We start from the raw sequence: 17,388 nt of genomic DNA, 5'->3' as shown, positions 1-17,388 counted from the left end.
ACCAGCCGGAATCAGCCAACAGCCGGCTGAGACGATTACCCTGACCAGGCTCGCCGATTCGTTTGACCCCCGCGGGGCCCGCCCCGGATTTTTCGCTGGTACTCCACAAATATTTCAAAGGATTACCCACGCGGCTGGCAAAGAAATCATGATCGCCGAACACATAGGCTCCCGGCACCCCCGAATCAATAAACGGCTGCAGCGCCGGGGTCACCAAATGCTCATCCCCATAACTCGACGACAGCATATCCCCGGTCAAAACAACCAGGTCAAAGTCCGTTCCTGCCCGTTTAGCCAGCACGCGCAACCAGCCGACTAAGTCCTCGCGGCCGCGATAAAAATGCGTGTCTGACAGGTGCAACACCCGCAACCCTGGAAACTGTGGCGTACCCGCCACCCCGAAACGCGGCACTGGTGCATCGTCCCCAGGCGCAGCGATGGAACGTAAAGCCCGTCCGGGCACGGGAACAGTCACATGACGCAGCTGGTAGGAGCGGGAGGCGCGCGCTGCAGTCCACGCCACGGCTCCTGCCGTCAGCGCCCCGACTTTCATTGCGGTCCAGGTACGTGTCCACGAGGAGGAATCCATGGGGTCTACCTTCACTTTCCTGGTGTGCTGATTATTTCGCTAGTTATTGTGCCGGAGGGGCGGGCTGGGCAGGAGGTGCCGGCTGGGTGGGAGCTGGCGGCTGCGGGGCAGGTGGCGCCGGAGTGTTGGCGCCCGGATTCGCCCCGGGGTTCGCCCCGCCCTCACCGGGAGTCGTCCCCGGACTACCTGCGCCGCTACCGGGTGCAGCCGGGTTGGCCGAATCCGAAGGTGTGGGAGTGGGACTCTCCTCAGTCTTGGGCTTGTAGCCTCCGCCCACAAACATGCCGGTAGAGCCCAGATTAACCTTTGGCAGAGGCTGGACCGGGACTCCCTGCAAAGCGGCGGTCATGAAAGTTCCCCAGGTCGGGGCCGCGATGGAAGAACCGTAGAGGGAACCGTAGTAGCGTCCCCCGATGGTTTGGTGTCCCACCGGGATATTCGCGTTAGCGTGCCCGACCCACACCGCGGCCGCCAGTTGGGGGACAAAGCCTACAAACCAGGTGTTTTCGTTGTGGTCCGTCGTGCCGGTCTTGCCCGCGGCCGGTCGGGGAATAGCAGCGGCCCGCCCGCCCGCGTGCAGAACTCCCGCCAAGGTCACAGCCACTTTGTCGGCCACGTCGGGGGTCAGGACCTGGTGACAGTTCGCGTCGGGCACATCATAAGATTTCCCGGAGGAATCCGTAACGGAAGTGATGCCGATGGGATCGCAGAAGACTCCGTGGGCGGCATAGGTTGCGTAGGCGCTGGCCATCTGTAGCGGGGTGGCGGAGCCGGCGCCGATAACGAAAGAGGGGTTTGGTGTGAAGGGTGAACCGTCAGGTTCGGTCACGCCCATCTTGGCGGCGGTTTTCGCGATGTCGCACAAGTCCAGTTTGGTCGCCATGTTTGCGAACACACCGTTGATGGAGTTCGCGGTACCCGCGGCAATCGTCATCGCGCCTTTCTTGGCACCGCCGGTTTCGGAAAAGTTCCAGTTGTTGGCCAGTTCCGGGGCGCAGGAAATCTTCCACTCCTTGGCGGGAATGCTGTAGCGTCCCCCGGCTTGGTCATAACCGCCGTATCCGTCGATATACCACTGGGTCAGGGTAAACACCTTGAAGGTCGATCCGGTCATGAAGCCGGCGGAGCCGCCGTGAGCGTAGTCGCCATTGTAAGAGTTTTCAGTCACCGCGTTGTTGCCCGGATCGACTCCGTAGTTGGTGTTTTGGACCATGGCCTTGATTTTGCCGGTGCCCGGCTCGACGCTGGACAGGGCAATCTTGACGTCAGAAGGGTCGCCCACCGGGATACGTCCGGTGACTGTGCTGTAGGCGGCGTCTTGGGTTTTCGGGTCGAGGGTGGTCTTGATGTTGAGTCCACCGCGCAGTAGCAGGCGTTGGCGTTCCGCGTAGGTGGCGCCAAACTCTGGGGAGGACAGGATTTCCCCCACCACCCAGGAGCAAAAGTATGAGGCGTTGCCGGCCAACCCACACCCCTGCTGCTGGGTGGAGACGTGCAGCAGTTCCGAAACTGGTATTGACTTGGCCTTTTTGGCCTGTTCAGAGGTGATGTATCCGTCACGGGCCATCGCGTCCAGCACAAGTCCCTGGCGTTTGGTGGCGGATTCGGGGTGCGCGATGGGGTCGTGTCCGTTGGGGGACTGAGGGATTCCCGCTAGCAGGGCGGATTCGGCGAGACTGAGGTCTTTGGCGGACTTAGAGAAATAGTGTTGGGCGGCCGCTTCTACCCCGTAGACCGAGGGCCCGAACTGGGCGATGTTCAGGTAGCCCTCCAGGATTTCGGACTTGGTCATCTTTTGTTCCAAGCTCATCGCCAGTTTGGCTTCCCGGGCTTTGCGTTCCAAGGTTGTTTCACTGGCGGCTTCAATCATGTCCGGGTTCCCGGCGACCCGGCCTTGTTCGATGAGCAGGTTTTTCACGTATTGCTGGGTCAGGGTCGAAGCGCCCTGCAGGTCGTTGCCGGCCAGGTTGGACAGGATAGCCCGGCTCATGCCTTCGATGTCAACGCCCTGATGTTCCAAGAAACGCCGGTCCTCAATCGCAATAACGCCTTGTTGCAGGGTTTTGGCTACTTGCGCCAGGGGGACCACGATGCGGTTTTCCGCATAGAACTCGGCAATGGGGGTGCCGTCAGCAGCGGTGATGATGGATTTCATGGATGGTTGCGAAGTGGTGAAGTCGGCGGGCAAGTCGTCGAGGGTTTCGGCACCTTTGGCGCTGACGATAGCGGCGGCACCGACCACGGGCAGAGCCAAACCGGCGGTGAACACGCCCGCTACCGCGCTTGCCGCCACGAAAGCTACCAAAAGGGCAAGTACTCGTGACTTACGGGTCTTGGGCAATGCGGAAGTGGAACTGGCTGCGTCATTTTTCCCCATAGGTTAATCCTAAAGGTCGGGTGCGATTCTTTCTAAATTAAATCAGGCTATGGCACCGGATAACGTCCCTTCGGGGTGTTGTGTAAAGAATCTATTTCAATTTAGTTTGACAAATGGAAATGTTAAGTATGCTGTATGCAAAATTGTCTCGATTTATTCGCAATTTTTCGCCCTTGAAATTCCCTTGACCGGCGGCTAAGCTATTTAAGGCAAGCTGGCTTTCGAGAAAGAAAGATTCATATGTCAGTCAATGAAGACCAAACTTGGGCAGCCAAAGCATTGTGCGCAGATTGCCCGCCGGATCAACTTTTTGTCCAAGGTGCAGCCCAACGCGAAGTCCGTTCTATGTGTTACGGATGCCCTGTCCGCCTGGAATGCCTAGCCGATGCGCTGGATTCTCGTGCTTCTTTCGGAGTTTGGGGCGGTTTGACCGAGCGGGAACGCCGCGCGATGTTGCGCCGTTATCCCGAGGTGCGTTCTTGGGAAACTTGGTTGCGCGAAGCCGATGATGAGCTCGCTGCGGAGTTGCGGACGAAGCACGCTCCTCACGTGCTGGCTCACGTTCGTGCGTCCCGCCGCGCCGTAGCGCTCTCCAAGTAACGTTCCACCAGCGTTTATTGTCCAAGGGTGGGTTGTTGTTTTTGGCTTGACCCGCCACGGTTTAGGCTGAGTTTATGACGAAGTGGGAATACTTGACGGCGCCGGTGATGGTGCATAATACGAAAGCGATTTTGGATCAGTTCGGTGCGGACGGCTGGGAACTGGTGGCGATAGTGCCCGGACCGGGCGGCGGGGATTCACTAGTTGCTTACTTTAAACGCCCTTTGGCCTAGATTTTTTGCGGTTTTTCAGCGGGTCGTGTCCGCGGTTTACGAGGCCCGGTAGCGCAGCCGTTCCTCATTCATGATGATGATTGACCTGCGCTTTTGAATGATCCAGCCGCGAGAGATGAAATCTGCCAACACCTTGTTGGCTGTCTCTCGACTAGCTCCGGCCATCTGACCTAACTCCAACTGTGACAGCCCGTGCGGCAGTCGCACCCCGGCGGCGGGAAAATCGGCTCCTCGCGAGGTTTCGCTGCCCGTTTCCGTCACCGCCCCCGGCATTTGTCCTGACAATTGCTCGTCTGAGTCGCTTTCCAGCGGTTGCCCAAACTTTTCCATCAACTCCAGCAAAGCAGCTGCGATGCGTCCCGGCACATCTACATCCCGCAGCGCCATGGTGCGTTGGTAGAGCAGCTCAGTTTGCCGGTTCAAGGCCCGCAGCAACTCTAGGTATAGGGCGTGATGCTTTGCCAGATATTCCCCTGCATCCGTGACTAATACCCAGTCCAGTTGTACAGGTTCCAGGGTGGAAGCGGAGGCAAACCACGTCCGGGAGGCAGTTCGCGAGGCTGAACCGTTGGTACTGTAGGAATCTCCGGTTTCCGGTTTGCCGGACCGATCCGGTGCAACGGGAGAACGCTGGACGAAGTTGGCGCCGCCCGATCCGTCTTTTGCGGGAGAATCGGTCAGGGCATTGAGGCCAATGGTGTCTGTCGGTCCCAGGACTTCTAGGAGGTGGTCGCGGCCCATCGAAGTGGCGCGGGTCAGCTTAACTTTTCCCGAATGCAAGTGGAAGATGCGGTCTTGCACGCTGTCCTCGGCAGCCAAGCGGAATCGCGCATCCAAAGCTGACTCATGCACTTTGTCGCCCAGCCCGGCCAGCACTTCCGCCCAGATAGCACCTAGGCTTGTTGCACTGCTGTTCCTTGCCACCTAAGATTTTCCTTATCTAAATGTTTGGGTTGTTGCCAGGGCTAAGCGTTTTCGGCGCGAGCCAAAGCCTTGTCGGCGATTTGGTCAACCCGGCCTTTGCGGCGGGCGGTATGTCCCACCACGCCAATCATGATTAACAGCACGCCGATAACAAAGAATTGTCCCGATGCTCCGGCGGATTCAACGAGGTAGCCCAGCACCTTCAACGCCATCACCGGGCTGTCTTGCATTCCCTGCAAAGTACTGCCCATCGCGCCTTTCACCACTCCGGGGACCACCACGAAAGCGCCGCCCAGAACGCAGAGTGCAATTCCAGACACAAACATCCCCAACGAGGATAACCGCACCACCATACCTATGATGACGACTGCTGCCAAACCCAGAACCAGGAAGATGAGCCCCTCCAAGGAGTATTTGCCCGTCTCCCAAGCGGAGTGGTTTGAACCGTAGAGCAGTCCTCCGGCGTGGCGTAAGAATGCCCACGCCAGGGGGACTCCGATGAGGCTAATCAGCAGGGACCAGGCATGCGCGCCAGCTCGGCTGATTTTTGCCGGTTTGATGGAGGCTCCGGCAAGCATCGTAGATTCATTGAGTTTTTCGTCTTCGTTACCGAGAAGTTGTGCTTGACGTGGTTGCCATTTTGGGTCGGGTTCTTCCGAGGTTGCGGTGTCGTCAGTAGCCGCGCCAGCCGGAGGGGTCGGACTCGGTTCCGCTCCCAAAAGGGACTTGCGGCGTACCACCGTGGTTTCCAGTTCCTCGGCGGGCGGCGCGGGAGTTATTTCCTCGTTCTTTGAGTCAACCACGTCAGTGGTAGAATCCTCAGTTTTCGCGATGGTTTCTTCGTTCAGGAACGATGACCAGGCTTGCGTAGAGGTGTCACTCACCGGGTCCGGTTCCGGCTCGGGTGCGGGTGCGGGTTCTGGCGCAGGGGCGTCGCTGTCTGTTTCCTCAGCTTGCGGGGTAACCACGGTTTCCGTGCTATTGTCAGTAACTACGGTTGACTGTGTATCGGGTTCGTTGTCCTCGACCGGAGTGGTGACTGATTCTTCGGGGGTGGGCTCGGTTTTAGTGTCAGCGCCAGAGTCGGTGTCAGAGTCTGCGCTGTCTTTCGCAAAAGCCTGCGCCCATGCCTCTGCAGCATCGATTTCGCCGTCCAAAGACTTGTCGGCATCCTCGGACGCGTCACGCAGGTAGTCAGGCAATTCTGCCGGCTGATTTTCTTCGGTCACGGGAGTCTCCCTTCGTCAGTCACCTCGGGAAACACGTTAGCGCACGAACCAGACCATTCTCACTAGGCGCGCTGGGAAAAACTGAAGAAAGCAACGAAAAACCCGGGCAAACCGCTTGTGAACACGTTAAAAAACCGGCTAAGCCTCCGCAAGATCCGCCTTTTGATCGCGTTGACCCGCTTGACGGCACCACCACAGCGTTAGAGCGCAAGCAATGAGCACAAAACCGAAGGTCGTCAGCGGTCCGCCGGATACGTGCATAGAAGCGGTGAGGTGATCGGAAAGGAACCTGACCAGACGTTCGGCCCAACCGGAAGTCGAAGCCTCCCCGAAAGCTAGAATTATCCCCGGGATAATCCCGCAGGTCACGCCGGCAAACAGCAGGCCCGCGGCGGAGCGGGAACCCGAATAAACCGCTATGAACAGCAAGACGATGCCCAGAATCGGCAACCCGTAAGTGGCGACCGCCGGCAGCTCGGACAAATGCCCGCTGGCGCCGGTGATGACCGCCAAACGATCATGGAGCGGAATCAGCGCCAACATGCCCGCAATCGTGCAGATGACAGCCACCACAATCGCCAGGAAGTGATACTTCAAGCGTGAAGGCGGGGCAATGGGGGCGCCGGGCTCACGGTCGTTAGTTTCGCCGAGCTCGTGCTCCAGCAAGGCGAAGTCCCGCCCCTCCAGATAGGCGATTTGAGACGCCAAAGACGCCCCGACCATGACTATTGCCATGGTGGGGAACAATCCGGAAGCCGTCAACGTGGAAACTCCATCGAGGAATTCCCACCACAGCGAGTATTGCGAAGCTCCCGTCAAAGTGTCGTTGTGGGCGGCGACCAAGCCGCGAATCGGGCTGGCCAGGACGGTCAGCAGCACGGGCCAGAGCGCAGAAATCGCCCAGGATAGCGACGAGTAGTAGCCGGTGACCACACCGGTTATCGACAGCAGCGCGGTTCCCGCCAAGATTTCAAAAATCCCCAAAACTATAGCGACAGCTCCGGCGCCGTAACTGGCATCCATCACGGTTTTCGTACCCCAAATCAGGAAAACCATCGAGATGGGCGCCACCAGCAGCCCGGTCAGGATACCGATGAGGTTGGCCCGCAGGGTACTGGGCGGAGGTTTCGGTGTCCCGGTTTCCGCGAGTGTCCGGGACTGATCGCGCAGGTAGGCAAACCGTTTCCACGTGCCTGGCCGCTTGGCAAGTGCCTCGGAGGGGGCGGGTTCGGGACTCAAGTCATCGGGAACCTGTTCGACTTCGTTTTGAGCTGCGGCGGCGGCGAGCTCAGTCCTCCAAGCTGCGGTTTCGGCCTCATCGATTTCTTCTTCCGGCAAGACGGTTGGGACACCAGCGGCGGTCGGGGACAGTGGAATGGGGCGGGGCTGGGCGGGTTGAATGGGCTGGGTGGATTGAGTTGGCTGAGCGGGGGGGACGACCGGGGGTATCCCGACTGCGGGACTTGGCTGGCCGGGTTGAACATTCGGTCGCGGGGTCGGGGAGGGTTGCCCTGGAGGAGTCACCAATCCGCGCCGTACCGCGGAACGGGACGGCAACACGCGAGGCTGAACTGTTTTTTGTTGCGGGCGTGGGAAAGGAACCGCAGGATTGCCCGCTGTTTGAACGGGCGGCCGAGAACCAGCCGGGGCCTGCGGGCGGGCATGAGGAGGCAACGGCTGCTCCTGGCGGCGTTGCTGCGAGCCGCCTGTCTGCCCAGGAACCGGATTCCTGGAAGGCTGCGGAAGGTTTTCGGACACCGAGCCATTGTATAACGCGGGACTGCAGCTATACTTAACTTCCCCAAAATTTGGTCAAGTTTTCGCGGTTTTCCCAGTCAGTCACCCATTTCATCACGTTATCCACAGGGCGGTGAATTCGGGGTTTTCCACAGGTAAAAATTTTTCCGTTTCTGGTCTGTTTCACGGCGGCGAAAACTTGGGGCATGGTCAATACCTCCAAAACGGTGACGCTGCTGTGCGAACCGCACGAGAAAGCGTGGCGGGAGCAGCTCGAAATGCTCGCCACGCTGGCGGGCGCCGATTTGCGGGCCACGGTGCCGCGAGACTGGTCCGGGACGAGTCCCGGCCCGGTCTTTTGCTCTACCCAAGCGGCCGCCGCCTGTCCAAGTCGACTCGCGGGTGGAACCTACCTAGTGCGCCTGCAAGGCGAAACCGGCGGAGGCGCGCAGGCGCAGCCTGCTCTGGTTTTGCCCGCTGATGAACGTGAAGTGCTGGGCCTCATGCTCCAGCAGTCCGGCAGCGCTTTCACCGTAGCGGTTCGCGGCCTGGTGCCCGGAGTCAATACGACGGTCATTGCTGGGTTGCTGGCGCACGCCCTCGCGGTGGCGGCAGTGGGCGAAATCGGTAGCGAACGCACTCGTGAACACCCGCGAGCAGGAGGGCGTACCCACAACAGAGGGCGCGGGGGCAGATACGCGACCTGTCGTGACTCCCTGCGCGATGGCGAAGGGAGCAGTGATACTGCCCCGGTTTGCTGGGTGGACGCCAGCGGCTCCTACCTGCCTTTAGACGCTTGGGTAGCACCGGTCAGCGGAGCGTATTTGGATTGGAGCGCTTGGCAGACCACGGGGCAAATTCCGGGATTTCGCGCCGCGGCGGGCCTGCCCACGTGGGAAAACGTGGCGTTGTTGGGCGGTTCGGGATTTATAGTCCGCGCCGAAACTGTTCCGAGCGTACTGCGCGATTTGGCGGGAATTTTCCCCTGCCTAGTGCTGGATTTAGGTTCCGGAGCCGGGGCGCCGGCACTATCCGGGACAGGGGTGCCGCGCGGAACAGTGAGGACGGATGCTGTCGTGTGGGTTGCGGATTATTCCCGTGCGGCGCTGCTGGCTTGGGAAACGCTACCCCCGGACCTGCCCTGCCCCGCACACCTCGTCGTGGTTCCGGGCGGAGGTTTGCCCCCGCGTCAAGCCCGCCGGGCGCTGCGCGAAATTCACCCGGAAATCGCAGTTTCGGACTGGTCCTACACCACGCGAATCTGGGACAGTTTCGGCCGTGACGGGCTCACCACCCCGCTACCCCGAAAAGTGGCGCACCTCACGGAAAACTTCGCGGCAGGCTTGCTGCATTTGGAACAGAGGACACGACGATGAACATTAGTGAAATGCGACGCCTGGTCGCGGCGGGTTTGGACCCGGCGCAGGCCGTTTTACAAACAGCTCCGGCAGCCACCACGACCGGCGAGTTGGCGCAGGGCGCTCGCGGGCTGCGCCAATCCTTAGAGGGGGTCGATGAGCCGCTCGGATCCCTGCTGACCCGGCCCGGAGTCACGGATCTGCTGGTCAACAGCCCAGATGAGGCTTGGATAGATGCCGGTGCGGGTTTGGAAAAAGTGCCGGATTTCTCCATGGGGTCTGCGCTGTCTCTGCGCCGGGCAGCGGTGCGGATGGCGGCCGCGGCCGGACAGCGACTCGATGACGCGACCCCAATTGTCGATGCGACCCTGCCTTCAGGAGTGCGTCTGCACGCCGTGCTACCACCGCTGTCAGGGGATTCGACCGTGATTTCGTTGCGTGTACCCAGTCCGGTGGCTCTGCCTTTGGAGGCGGTGGTGGCTTCCGGCATGGTTTCCCCATGGCTAGCTGAAGCGCTGCGCCGATTGGTGCAGGTGCGGGCCTCCGGGTTGATAACCGGGGCTACCGGCACCGGGAAAACGACTTTGCTGGCGTGTTTGCTGGGTTTGGCGGCCCCAGATGAGCGTCTCATTTGCATCGAGGAGGTTTCGGAGCTGCGTCCGGCTCATCCGCACGTCGTCCATTTGCAGGCGCGAGGGGCTAATGTGCAGGGAGCTGGCGGCGTGTCTTTGTCCGATTTAGTGAAGGCCGCGATGCGGATGCGCCCGGATCGTTTGATTTTGGGTGAGGCCCGAGGTGCCGAAGTCCGGGAGATGCTCTCGGCGTTGAATACGGGTCACCGCGGCGGTTGGGCGACGGTTCACGCCAATTCGGCTCTGGAAGTGCCGGCGCGTTTGGAGGCTCTGGGAGCTTTGGCGGGCATGAGCCGCGAGGCTTTGTGTGCCCAATCCTTGCCGGCTTTCGATGTCATCGTGCACCTGCGCCGGTTTCGTAATCAGGACGGGCGGGTGCGTCGCGCGGTGGTGCAGTTGGCGCGTCTGGCTCGCGGTTCTGACGGGGCTTTGGCGGCAAAAGCGGTGTTGGATTTCGATCCTCAGACCGGGGCGGTGCGACGATTGGAAGGCTGGCGAGATTTTGCCGCTCAGTTTGAGTTGCCTGAGCCACCATTGGATCCCGAGCCGACTGTTTCCTCTGCGGTAGGCTCCCCCGCCACCGGGGCGGACACGACCAGCCGCAGCACCGACCTTGTGACCCCGAAACCCGAACACGCAAACCCAGAACCCGAACTTGTGCATTCAGACCCGGAAATTTTGCACCCAGGCCTGGAACTGTTGGAAACGAGCCGGATTGCCGCCCCGACACCGCCACCGAAATGGCAAGTTCCCCATCTGGAATGGAACCCTGTGGGGGTTCGTAATCAGGTGCCAAACCTGTCCGCCCACGATTCTGCGGACATCAAGGGGGTGCGCTGATGGATTCGACACAGCTGGTGACCGTGGTGGTGGCGGTAGTGCTGCTGGCAGGCGCGGGACTGTTAGCGGGGATGGGGTCACGCAGCGGGCGTGAACCGCAACCACGTGACCTGCCCTCCCGCGCCGCAAGGGGTGTTCGCGGCGCGAAAGATTCGGGAGGGATATCGCCCTGGCACGTAGTGTTTTCTAGGCGGAGTCTACACCCGGCACAGCAGGGACTTAGAGATTTGGACGTGGGGCTGCTGTGTGCGGAAATCGCCACCCGTTTAGAGGCGGGAGCCAGCATTGAAAACGCCTGGGCCACCACCTTGCATCGCTTGGATGCGCGCCTGGATTTCGCTGCGATACAAGCCTTTGTGGCTCATCCGCGGGCAGGACTGCGGGAACGCTTCGTTTACTTGCGGGCGGGGCGAGCGGCGGAGACAAACCCGCTGGATCGGGTGCGCCACCCACAGGCGACTGCTCAGGCCTTGCGGGGCATGTTGATTGCTACCCAGGTAGCGACCCAGGTCGGAGCCCCTTTGGCCGAAATTTTGAACCGGGTTGCCGACGGAATTGCCGCCACGCTAGAGACCGCGGCGAAACGTCACACCGCGCAGGTCGGCCCCAAGGCTACCGCTCGCCTGCTGGGGGTGTTGCCTTTGGCGGCGCTGGGAATGGCCCAGTTTATCGGGGTGGATGTCATCGATATGGCTTTTCGGGGCGGTATCAATACCTGGATTTTCGTCATCGGTCTGGGTCTGATGGTGGCGGGAAACCTGTGGTCAGCAGCCATGATTCGCAAGGCTACCGGCAGCCTCGCGTCGGGTCTCGATCCGACCTTGGCGATGGACATTATCGCGGCTTGTCAACAAAACGGGGTGTCTTTGACGTCCACCCTACAAGCTGTGTCCGCCGCCAGTGAGGAGGCGGATTTGGCGGTGGTGGCGCGAATGCTGCTGTTGGGGGCGGACTGGGATGAGGCGTGGGCACAAGCGGATGCCAAGTGGGTTGAGTTGGCCAGCGTGTTGCAGCCGGCTTGGGAGGAAGGCGCGTCCCCGGTGCCACTGCTGGTGCGCGGGGCTTCGCGGACTCGAGCGGCAGAGATTCACCGGGCTTTGGACGCGGCGGAACGTTTGGGGGTGCGGCTGATGATTCCCCTGGGTGTGTGCCTGCTGCCAGCGTTTTTTGCGCTGGGGATTGTGCCGGTGGTGGTGTCCACAATTGAGGACCTCATTTCATGAGGGCCGAAAACAGACTTCCCTTTGTCAACACACAAGGGGGTGCCAGTTCGTCACCGTGGCGGCTGGTGGTCGCGCGGAAGGTCCGCGAGACAAATCGGAAAAAGGAGAAAGAATATGAACAAGGTTAGCGCATTGCAAGCGAAAGCAGTGTCTTTTTGGGCTCGTCTGAAGGGCGAGGAGGATGGCATGGCGACCGCGGAATACGCCATCGGTACCCTGGCGGCGGCCGCTTTTGCGGGATTGCTGCTGATGATTATGAAAGGCGGCGAATTGAAAGACGCGCTGCAGTCCATCATCGAACAGGCTCTGCAGGTCTGAGCATGATGATGAACGTCGGGAAAGGTTGGCGTCAACAGTTCAGTCGGCGCCTGGTGCGCCGCTGGCTGGCTCACAGGCGACGCCTCAGTTCAGAAGACGGGATGGTTACGACCGAGCTCGCGCTGACCTTCCCCGCAGTCATCATGATTGTGGTGGCTTTGGCGTTGACCGGGGCAGCCGGAATGGCGGGAGTCCAGGTCAACGCGGCGGCGCGAGCGGCTTGCCGATCGGTGGCGATTGGGGAGGACAGCGCGGCGGCGATGGCAGCCGGCAATCGGTTGCTCGGGGGGGCCGGAGGTTCGGCTGGTGCGGTGAGCGTCAGCACCACTGGCAAGGACGTGCAGTGCAGCGCTACCAAGAAAATGCCCGCAATGCTCGGAATGCTCGGCATGAGCGCAAAAGCGCAGGCGGTGATTCCTCGTGAAGATTCATGGTGAAACCGCCGGTCAGGAGTCGCTCCGAGAGAGACTGCGTGATGAGCGCGGCTCGGGAACGGTCATGGCATTGGGGCTGATTCTGTTGGGATTGGCTTTGACCTTGGGTTTAGCTCAGGTCGGAGTGGCTGCGGCAGGGTCTGCTGCCGCTCACGAGGCCAGTGATTTGGCTGCTATTGCGGGGGCTACCGCCGTTTTGACCGGTGGGGACGGTTGCGCGACCGCCGGCGAATACGCCACCAAGAATGGTTCTCACCTGGAGTCTTGCACGGTTTCGGGGTGGATGGTGACCGTTCGGGTGGCCAAACCGTTGAAAATCGGGCTGGTGGCGGAGGCGCCATCGACATCCCGGGCCGGTCCGGAATTCTTGGGCTAGGAGGTCTGAGTTGAGCGCGTGTTCTGGCAGGATTAGCACTCTGGCAGAGCTGGGGGACGGGCATGCCTTGCGAGTTTGCCGGTTCTGCCGGTCATAACAAGAGGCGTGGTCCTGGCAGCTCTGGAAGTCCTGGCCGGGCGCGCGCTCAGCTCAGGCTTTGGCGCACTCGGGCGGCGGTGCCGCGCGCCCAGCCGGTCGTGGCCACCACCGCGATGATGGCTACCGCCGCCCCCAAGGCGATGGTGATGTACCAAGCCGGGTGGGCGGCCTCGTGAATGGGCAGGCCGCGCGCCACCCCGAGGTTCATGAACGCGCCGAAGCCTGCAATGCCCAGGGACATGCCGATTTGGCGGGCGGTGGAAGTCGTGGCGGAAGCGACCCCAGCCTGGCTTTCCGGCATGGCTGCCAGCACCCGGTTCGTCACCGGCATATTCGTGAATGCCAGCACCACACCCGCCAAGGTTGTGGCCACGAACAGCAACACGATTGGGCCGGTGCTGTTCAGGGGTAGCAGGCAAACCCCCAGCAGCAGGGTGCCGACGCCGGCTACCAGGAACGCCGCGCGGTAGTTACCTGCGGCGACGATACGTCCCGCCGCTACAGCCGCGATGGTGTTGGCAAGCGCTAGGGGCAGCATCATCAACCCGGCCTGCAACGGGGTGAAACCGAGGTCTAGTTGCAGGTAGAGGGCAAACACGAACATAAAACCGCCGTGGGTAATGAAAACGAACTCCATGACGGACAGGGATCCGACGAAAGGAACGGAACGGAAGTAACGAAAATCTAGCATTGGCCAGGGCGTGTGGGTTTCTCGCCACACGAAACCGAGGGAGGCCGCCACAAATATCCCCGCTAAAATCCACTCGCGGAGACCAAAAATGCCTTCCCCGAAGCTGATGATGTCATAAGTCAGGGCACCCATGAGTACCGCGGTCAAAATTTGGCCGGGAATATCCAAGCGGCGCCCGGTTTCATCACGCGATTCGGGGACTTCCCGGATGATGCCTGCCAGGGTCAACGCCAGTAGCGGGAGCGGCGCCCAGAACACGGCGCGCCAATCGACCCAGGTCACCAAGGCTCCAGCCAGCACCGGCCCGGCGGCTAAACCGACTCCGAGCAGCGCATTCCAAAACCCGATGGCTTTCGCGCGTTCCACCGGGTCGCGAAACACCTCGTTGATGACCGCGAGGCTGATAACCGGCAGCATACAGGCTCCCAGCCCTTGCAAACCTCGGCCGACTATCAGCACCAGCGGCACCCACGCGGCGGCAGCCAACACAGTGCCGGCCGTGAAAGTCGCCATGCCCACAATCATGGTGCGACGGCGTCCGAAACGGTCGCCCAAAGCTCCGGTTACCATCAGCATGGCCGCCAAAGCGAGGGCATAAATGTTCAAAGACCACTGCAGCTCCCCGGTGCTGGCGTGCAAATCCGCCCGAATCGCCGGTAAGGTCACGTTCATCGCGTTCAGATACAGCTGGGTACACACGACGGTCATCGAGCACACCAACAGCACTCGTTTGCGTCGCGCCGGCGTCAAAGCGTCAGCATCATCCTCAGAAGCCACTTTGCACCGTCCCTTCGCTGGCCTCCCCTAGTCTAGCGTCTTTACGCCCAGCGCCAATCCGCCCGAAAGATTGAGTACCGCCCGGTTGCACCGCGGTGCCGCACGCCTAAAAACCTGGCGAAATCACAGGTGGACGCGGTTTAGGCGCAGGGAGTTCAGCACCACCAGCACCGAACTGGACGCCATGAAAGCCCCCGCCAGCCCCGGATTCAACATCCCCGCGGCCGCCAGGGGTATGGCCACAATGTTGTAACCAAAAGCCCAGGCGAGGTTCTCTTTGATGTTTCGTAGGGTGGCTCGAGACACGTTGATGGCCAGGGTGATGGCGCCCAAACTGGGGTTCACCAAGGTGATGTCCGCGGCACCGATAGCCGCATCGGTGCCGGTGGCCAGGGCAATACCTAGATCGGCAGCGGCCAGAGCGGCCGCATCGTTGACACCGTCCCCGACCATCGCCACGATTTTCCCGGCGTCTTGCAGTTCCCGGATTGCGTCGACCTTGCCTTCCGGGCTGACCCCTGCCACGACCGTTTCGATTCCGGCCTGGTCGGCCGCCCTATGTGCCGGTTCAGGCTGATCCCCGGTCAGCAGGACGGTTTCGATACCCTCCGCTTTCAGGCTGGCTACCGTGGGCGCGGCTTCGGGTTTGACCGGGTCGCTGAACGTGAACACGGCGAGGGCTCGGGCCTGCACCAGGTCTCCCGCCACCGCCGCGGTACTGTTTTCATTGCGCCGGCCCGGTTCGGCCGCGGTTCCCGTACTGTCCAGCAAACTGGCCCCGTAACCGGCCTTTTCGACCTGTGCAATCAGGGTTTCAGCCGGGACATCCGCGGTGAGCGTCACGGTGGCGATTTCTAAGGGGAGGTTCACCGAAGCCGAAACCCCGTCGAGTTTATTGAGCCGCTTTTCCACTCGCGCCACGCAAGACGCGCAGGTCATTCCCGTGACTTTCAAGGTCATTTCCGTGCTGGCCCGCTCCGCCGACTCCTGCCCGTTACCGGCGGACTCGCCTGACAACACCGGACAGGCGTCCACGGAAACTTGTGAAGACCAGTCCGCACCCGTAGCCAACACCGCCACGGTCCGCCCTTGGGACTGGGCGGCCCCAATCGCCGCACCCACGTCGGGGGGAATGTCCGCGCCCATCGCCGTGAGCCACTCCGGTTTCCCAATCGCATAGGCCACGCCGTCCACGAAACCTCCGGCACCGCGCCCGATGAACGTGGCGAACCCGGTCAAGGCGCCGGGTCCGCTCCCGCAGTCTCTCGCTTTTGCGGCTGCGACCAGGGCTTTTCCAATCGGGTGGGGGGATCCGGCCTCCAGGCTGGCCGCCAACGCGAGGGCCTCGGTGTCTCCCAGCGACTCCATCCCCGCCGGTCTCGGAGCGGACACCGTCACGTCCTCCAGGCGCATTTCCCCGCTGGTCAGCGTGCCGGTTTTGTCCATGACCAGGGTGTTGATGCGCCGGGTTTCCTCCAGAATCTGGGGGCCTTTCAGCAGGATGCCTGCCCGGGATGCCCGGGTGGACCCCACCAGCAAAGCCATCGGGGTCGCCAACCCCAAAGCGCACGGACAGGCAATCACTAGCACTGATACCCCAGCGGTGAAAGCGGCAGGGAACGGCTGTCCGTGTCCCAGCCACAGCGCGCAAGTCAGGACAGCCAGGACGATTACCACCGGGACGAACACTGCCGACACTCGGTCCGCTAGGCGGGAAACCGGAGCTTTCTCGGCTTGAGCGCGGGTCACCAGCCGGGTGATCTGGGCCAGTTTCGTCTCCGCACCGACCTTGGTGGCCTGAACGACCAGCAGTCCTTGGACGTTGATGGTGGCGCCGGTCACGCTATCGCCCACGGATTTTTCCACCGGGATGGGCTCGCCGGTTAGCATGGATTCGTCGACGGTGGAATGTCCTTCAAACACGATGCCGTCGGTGGCGATTTTTTCCCCGGCCGGTACCAAAAAGTAATCCCCCGGCTGAAGCGCGGCGACGTCGACAGTTTCAGTTTCCCAAGGCGTGGTCGTGTCACGAGGGTCGCCGGGACGGGTGACGCGCACGGCCTGTTTTGCCCCCAGGGACAGCAAGGCGCGCAGCGCCGAGGTCGCCGAGGACTTGGCTCGGGCCTCCAAATACCGTCCGGTCAGCAAGAATACGGTAATCATCACGGCGGTTTCAAAAAAGATTTCGCCCCCGGAGCCTGTTTCGTGCGCTGCGGCGAGCGGGTTCAGGCTCATGTTCATGGTCATGCCGATACGGCCGGCGGGGGTGAAAATCAGCGCCCCCCAGGAGTACAGCGTCGCCACGCTCACCCCCAACGCGACCAGGGTGTCCATCGTGGTGGATCCCCCTCGTGCCGCCCGCAGAGCCCCGCGGTGAAACGGTGCGGCGGCCCACCCCACCACCGGCAGGCTGCAAACACCTACAACCCACTGCCAGGCCGGGAACTGCAGGACTTGCAGCATAGAAATCGCCATCACCGGCACACCAAAAATCACGGCCACCACCAGGCGGCGCCCCAGATCTTGCCGGCGCAACCCAGCCGGGTCCAGCGCTGGATCCACCGCCGGGTCAGCGGAGGAATTAACTGTCGTTTCGTTGTGCGTCATCAAACCACCAGGCCGTTCCCGCACCGCCCCAACACCACCGCTGGAGACGGCTCAGGAAACAAAATCTAGCGGTCGATGGACACGACGCGGTAGTTGCCGGCGTCCTGCACGGTTTCGGTGAGGACCTGGTCGGAGGGCAGGCTTTCGCCGATCACGGTAGCGACCCCGCGGCCCTCGTCACGCACCACTTCGACGCGCTCCACGCCCGCTAGGTCGCTGAGGTCAGCGGTGATGTGCTTGACGCACATGTCACAAGTCAGTCCGTCGAGGTTCATGGTTAGGGTTGCCATTAGGGTTCCTTTCGTTGCTGTTTTGCGATATTGGCCGCTCGTAGGGCCACTGTC

Annotated in this window: 16 protein-coding genes; 8 read left to right on the top strand and 8 right to left on the bottom strand. The window is 61.5% G+C overall.

Annotation, left to right across the window (positions count from 1 at the left end; all coding sequences use genetic code 11):
* The coding region (locus RQ935_RS07605; protein ID WP_311497858.1) for a metallophosphoesterase at nt 1-589 on the bottom strand (589 nt) is incomplete at its 3' end.
* 43 nt (nt 590-632) lie between these two features.
* A complete protein-coding gene (locus RQ935_RS07600; protein ID WP_311497857.1) occupies nt 633-2,966 on the bottom strand; it encodes a transglycosylase domain-containing protein in 2,334 nt (777 codons plus the stop codon).
* Nucleotides 2,967-3,206: 240 nt separating this feature from the next.
* Between RQ935_RS07600 and RQ935_RS07595 the strand changes: the two genes are divergently transcribed.
* Both RQ935_RS07595 and RQ935_RS07590 read left to right on the top strand, forming a co-directional pair.
* The gene (locus RQ935_RS07595) at nt 3,207-3,566 is read left to right on the top strand and encodes a WhiB family transcriptional regulator (RefSeq protein ID WP_282922510.1); all 360 of its coding nucleotides are present in this window, start codon (nt 3,207-3,209) and stop codon (nt 3,564-3,566) included.
* A 74-nt stretch (nt 3,567-3,640) separates the two neighbouring features.
* Nucleotides 3,641-3,799 (top strand): DUF4177 domain-containing protein, encoded by a 159-nt coding sequence (locus tag RQ935_RS07590; RefSeq protein ID WP_282922509.1) that lies wholly within the window; start codon nt 3,641-3,643, stop codon nt 3,797-3,799.
* 36 nt (nt 3,800-3,835) lie between these two features.
* On the opposite strand, the gene RQ935_RS07585 is transcribed toward RQ935_RS07590, so the two are convergent.
* From RQ935_RS07585 to RQ935_RS07575, 3 genes are all read right to left on the bottom strand, one after another.
* Nucleotides 3,836-4,723, bottom strand: coding sequence for a Crp/Fnr family transcriptional regulator (locus RQ935_RS07585; protein WP_311497856.1), 888 nt, complete (start codon nt 4,721-4,723; stop codon nt 3,836-3,838).
* 41 nt (nt 4,724-4,764) lie between these two features.
* Nucleotides 4,765-5,952, bottom strand: coding sequence for an ABC transporter permease (locus tag RQ935_RS07580; protein WP_311497855.1), 1,188 nt, complete (start codon nt 5,950-5,952; stop codon nt 4,765-4,767).
* Nucleotides 5,953-6,090: 138 nt separating this feature from the next.
* Entirely contained in the window at nt 6,091-7,710 is a 1,620-nt protein-coding gene (locus RQ935_RS07575; RefSeq protein ID WP_311497854.1) for a hypothetical protein, read from the bottom strand.
* 185 nt (nt 7,711-7,895) lie between these two features.
* On the opposite strand from RQ935_RS07575, the gene RQ935_RS07570 reads away from it, so the two are divergent.
* The 6 genes from RQ935_RS07570 to RQ935_RS07545 all read left to right on the top strand — a co-directional run bounded on the left by RQ935_RS07570 (nt 7,896) and on the right by RQ935_RS07545 (nt 12,870).
* Nucleotides 7,896-9,065 carry a hypothetical protein gene (locus RQ935_RS07570; RefSeq protein ID WP_311497853.1) on the top strand — a complete coding sequence of 390 codons (1,170 nt, stop codon included), beginning with the start codon at nt 7,896-7,898 and terminating at the stop codon, nt 9,063-9,065.
* On the top strand, nt 9,062-10,519 hold the full coding sequence (locus RQ935_RS07565) for a TadA family conjugal transfer-associated ATPase (protein WP_311497852.1): 1,458 nt from the start codon (nt 9,062-9,064) through the stop codon (nt 10,517-10,519). The genes RQ935_RS07570 and RQ935_RS07565 overlap by 4 nt, the downstream gene beginning before the upstream one ends.
* On the top strand, nt 10,519-11,742 hold the full coding sequence (locus RQ935_RS07560) for a type II secretion system protein (RefSeq protein ID WP_311497851.1): 1,224 nt from the start codon (nt 10,519-10,521) through the stop codon (nt 11,740-11,742). Before RQ935_RS07565 ends, RQ935_RS07560 begins: the two co-directional genes overlap by 1 nt.
* Before the next feature lie 114 nt (nt 11,743-11,856).
* Nucleotides 11,857-12,060, top strand: coding sequence for a DUF4244 domain-containing protein (locus RQ935_RS07555; protein ID WP_297589826.1), 204 nt, complete (start codon nt 11,857-11,859; stop codon nt 12,058-12,060).
* A 2-nt stretch (nt 12,061-12,062) separates the two neighbouring features.
* Nucleotides 12,063-12,497 carry a pilus assembly protein gene (locus RQ935_RS07550; protein ID WP_311497850.1) on the top strand — a complete coding sequence of 145 codons (435 nt, stop codon included), beginning with the start codon at nt 12,063-12,065 and terminating at the stop codon, nt 12,495-12,497.
* Nucleotides 12,481-12,870, top strand: coding sequence for an Rv3654c family TadE-like protein (locus RQ935_RS07545; protein ID WP_311497849.1), 390 nt, complete (start codon nt 12,481-12,483; stop codon nt 12,868-12,870). Before RQ935_RS07550 ends, RQ935_RS07545 begins: the two co-directional genes overlap by 17 nt.
* A 145-nt stretch (nt 12,871-13,015) precedes the next feature.
* Here the strand turns inward: RQ935_RS07545 and RQ935_RS07540 are convergent, their stop codons facing one another.
* The 3 genes from RQ935_RS07540 to RQ935_RS07530 form a co-directional block, all read right to left on the bottom strand.
* A complete protein-coding gene (locus RQ935_RS07540) occupies nt 13,016-14,437 on the bottom strand; it encodes an MFS transporter (protein WP_311497848.1) in 1,422 nt (473 codons plus the stop codon).
* A gap of 123 nt (nt 14,438-14,560) precedes the next feature.
* Nucleotides 14,561-17,044 (bottom strand): heavy metal translocating P-type ATPase, encoded by a 2,484-nt coding sequence (locus tag RQ935_RS07535; RefSeq protein ID WP_311497847.1) that lies wholly within the window; start codon nt 17,042-17,044, stop codon nt 14,561-14,563.
* Between the two features lie 65 nt (nt 17,045-17,109).
* Nucleotides 17,110-17,334, bottom strand: a complete 225-nt coding sequence (locus RQ935_RS07530) for a heavy-metal-associated domain-containing protein (RefSeq protein ID WP_311497846.1) — start codon at nt 17,332-17,334, stop codon at nt 17,110-17,112.
* Between the last annotated feature and the right edge of the window lie 54 nt (nt 17,335-17,388).

The organism is uncultured Mobiluncus sp. (genome assembly GCF_963511525.1).
Classification (GTDB): domain Bacteria; phylum Actinomycetota; class Actinomycetes; order Actinomycetales; family Actinomycetaceae; genus Mobiluncus.
This window is presented reverse-complemented; position numbering and strand designations above follow the sequence as displayed.

Excerpts from the sequence above, each read along its gene's own strand:
- RQ935_RS07600 (WP_311497857.1), bottom strand. The coding sequence starts at position 2,966 with ATGGGGAAAAATGACGCAGCCAGTTCCACTTCCGCATTGCCCAAGACC.
- RQ935_RS07595 (WP_282922510.1), top strand. The coding sequence starts at position 3,207 with ATGTCAGTCAATGAAGACCAAACTTGGGCAGCCAAAGCATTGTGCGCA.
- RQ935_RS07590 (WP_282922509.1), top strand. The coding sequence starts at position 3,641 with ATGACGAAGTGGGAATACTTGACGGCGCCGGTGATGGTGCATAATACG.
- RQ935_RS07570 (WP_311497853.1), top strand. The coding sequence starts at position 7,896 with ATGGTCAATACCTCCAAAACGGTGACGCTGCTGTGCGAACCGCACGAG.
- RQ935_RS07565 (WP_311497852.1), top strand. The coding sequence starts at position 9,062 with ATGAACATTAGTGAAATGCGACGCCTGGTCGCGGCGGGTTTGGACCCG.
- RQ935_RS07560 (WP_311497851.1), top strand. The coding sequence starts at position 10,519 with ATGGATTCGACACAGCTGGTGACCGTGGTGGTGGCGGTAGTGCTGCTG.
- RQ935_RS07555 (WP_297589826.1), top strand. The coding sequence starts at position 11,857 with ATGAACAAGGTTAGCGCATTGCAAGCGAAAGCAGTGTCTTTTTGGGCT.
- RQ935_RS07550 (WP_311497850.1), top strand. The coding sequence starts at position 12,063 with ATGATGATGAACGTCGGGAAAGGTTGGCGTCAACAGTTCAGTCGGCGC.
- RQ935_RS07535 (WP_311497847.1), bottom strand. The coding sequence starts at position 17,044 with ATGACGCACAACGAAACGACAGTTAATTCCTCCGCTGACCCGGCGGTG.
- RQ935_RS07530 (WP_311497846.1), bottom strand. The coding sequence starts at position 17,334 with ATGGCAACCCTAACCATGAACCTCGACGGACTGACTTGTGACATGTGC.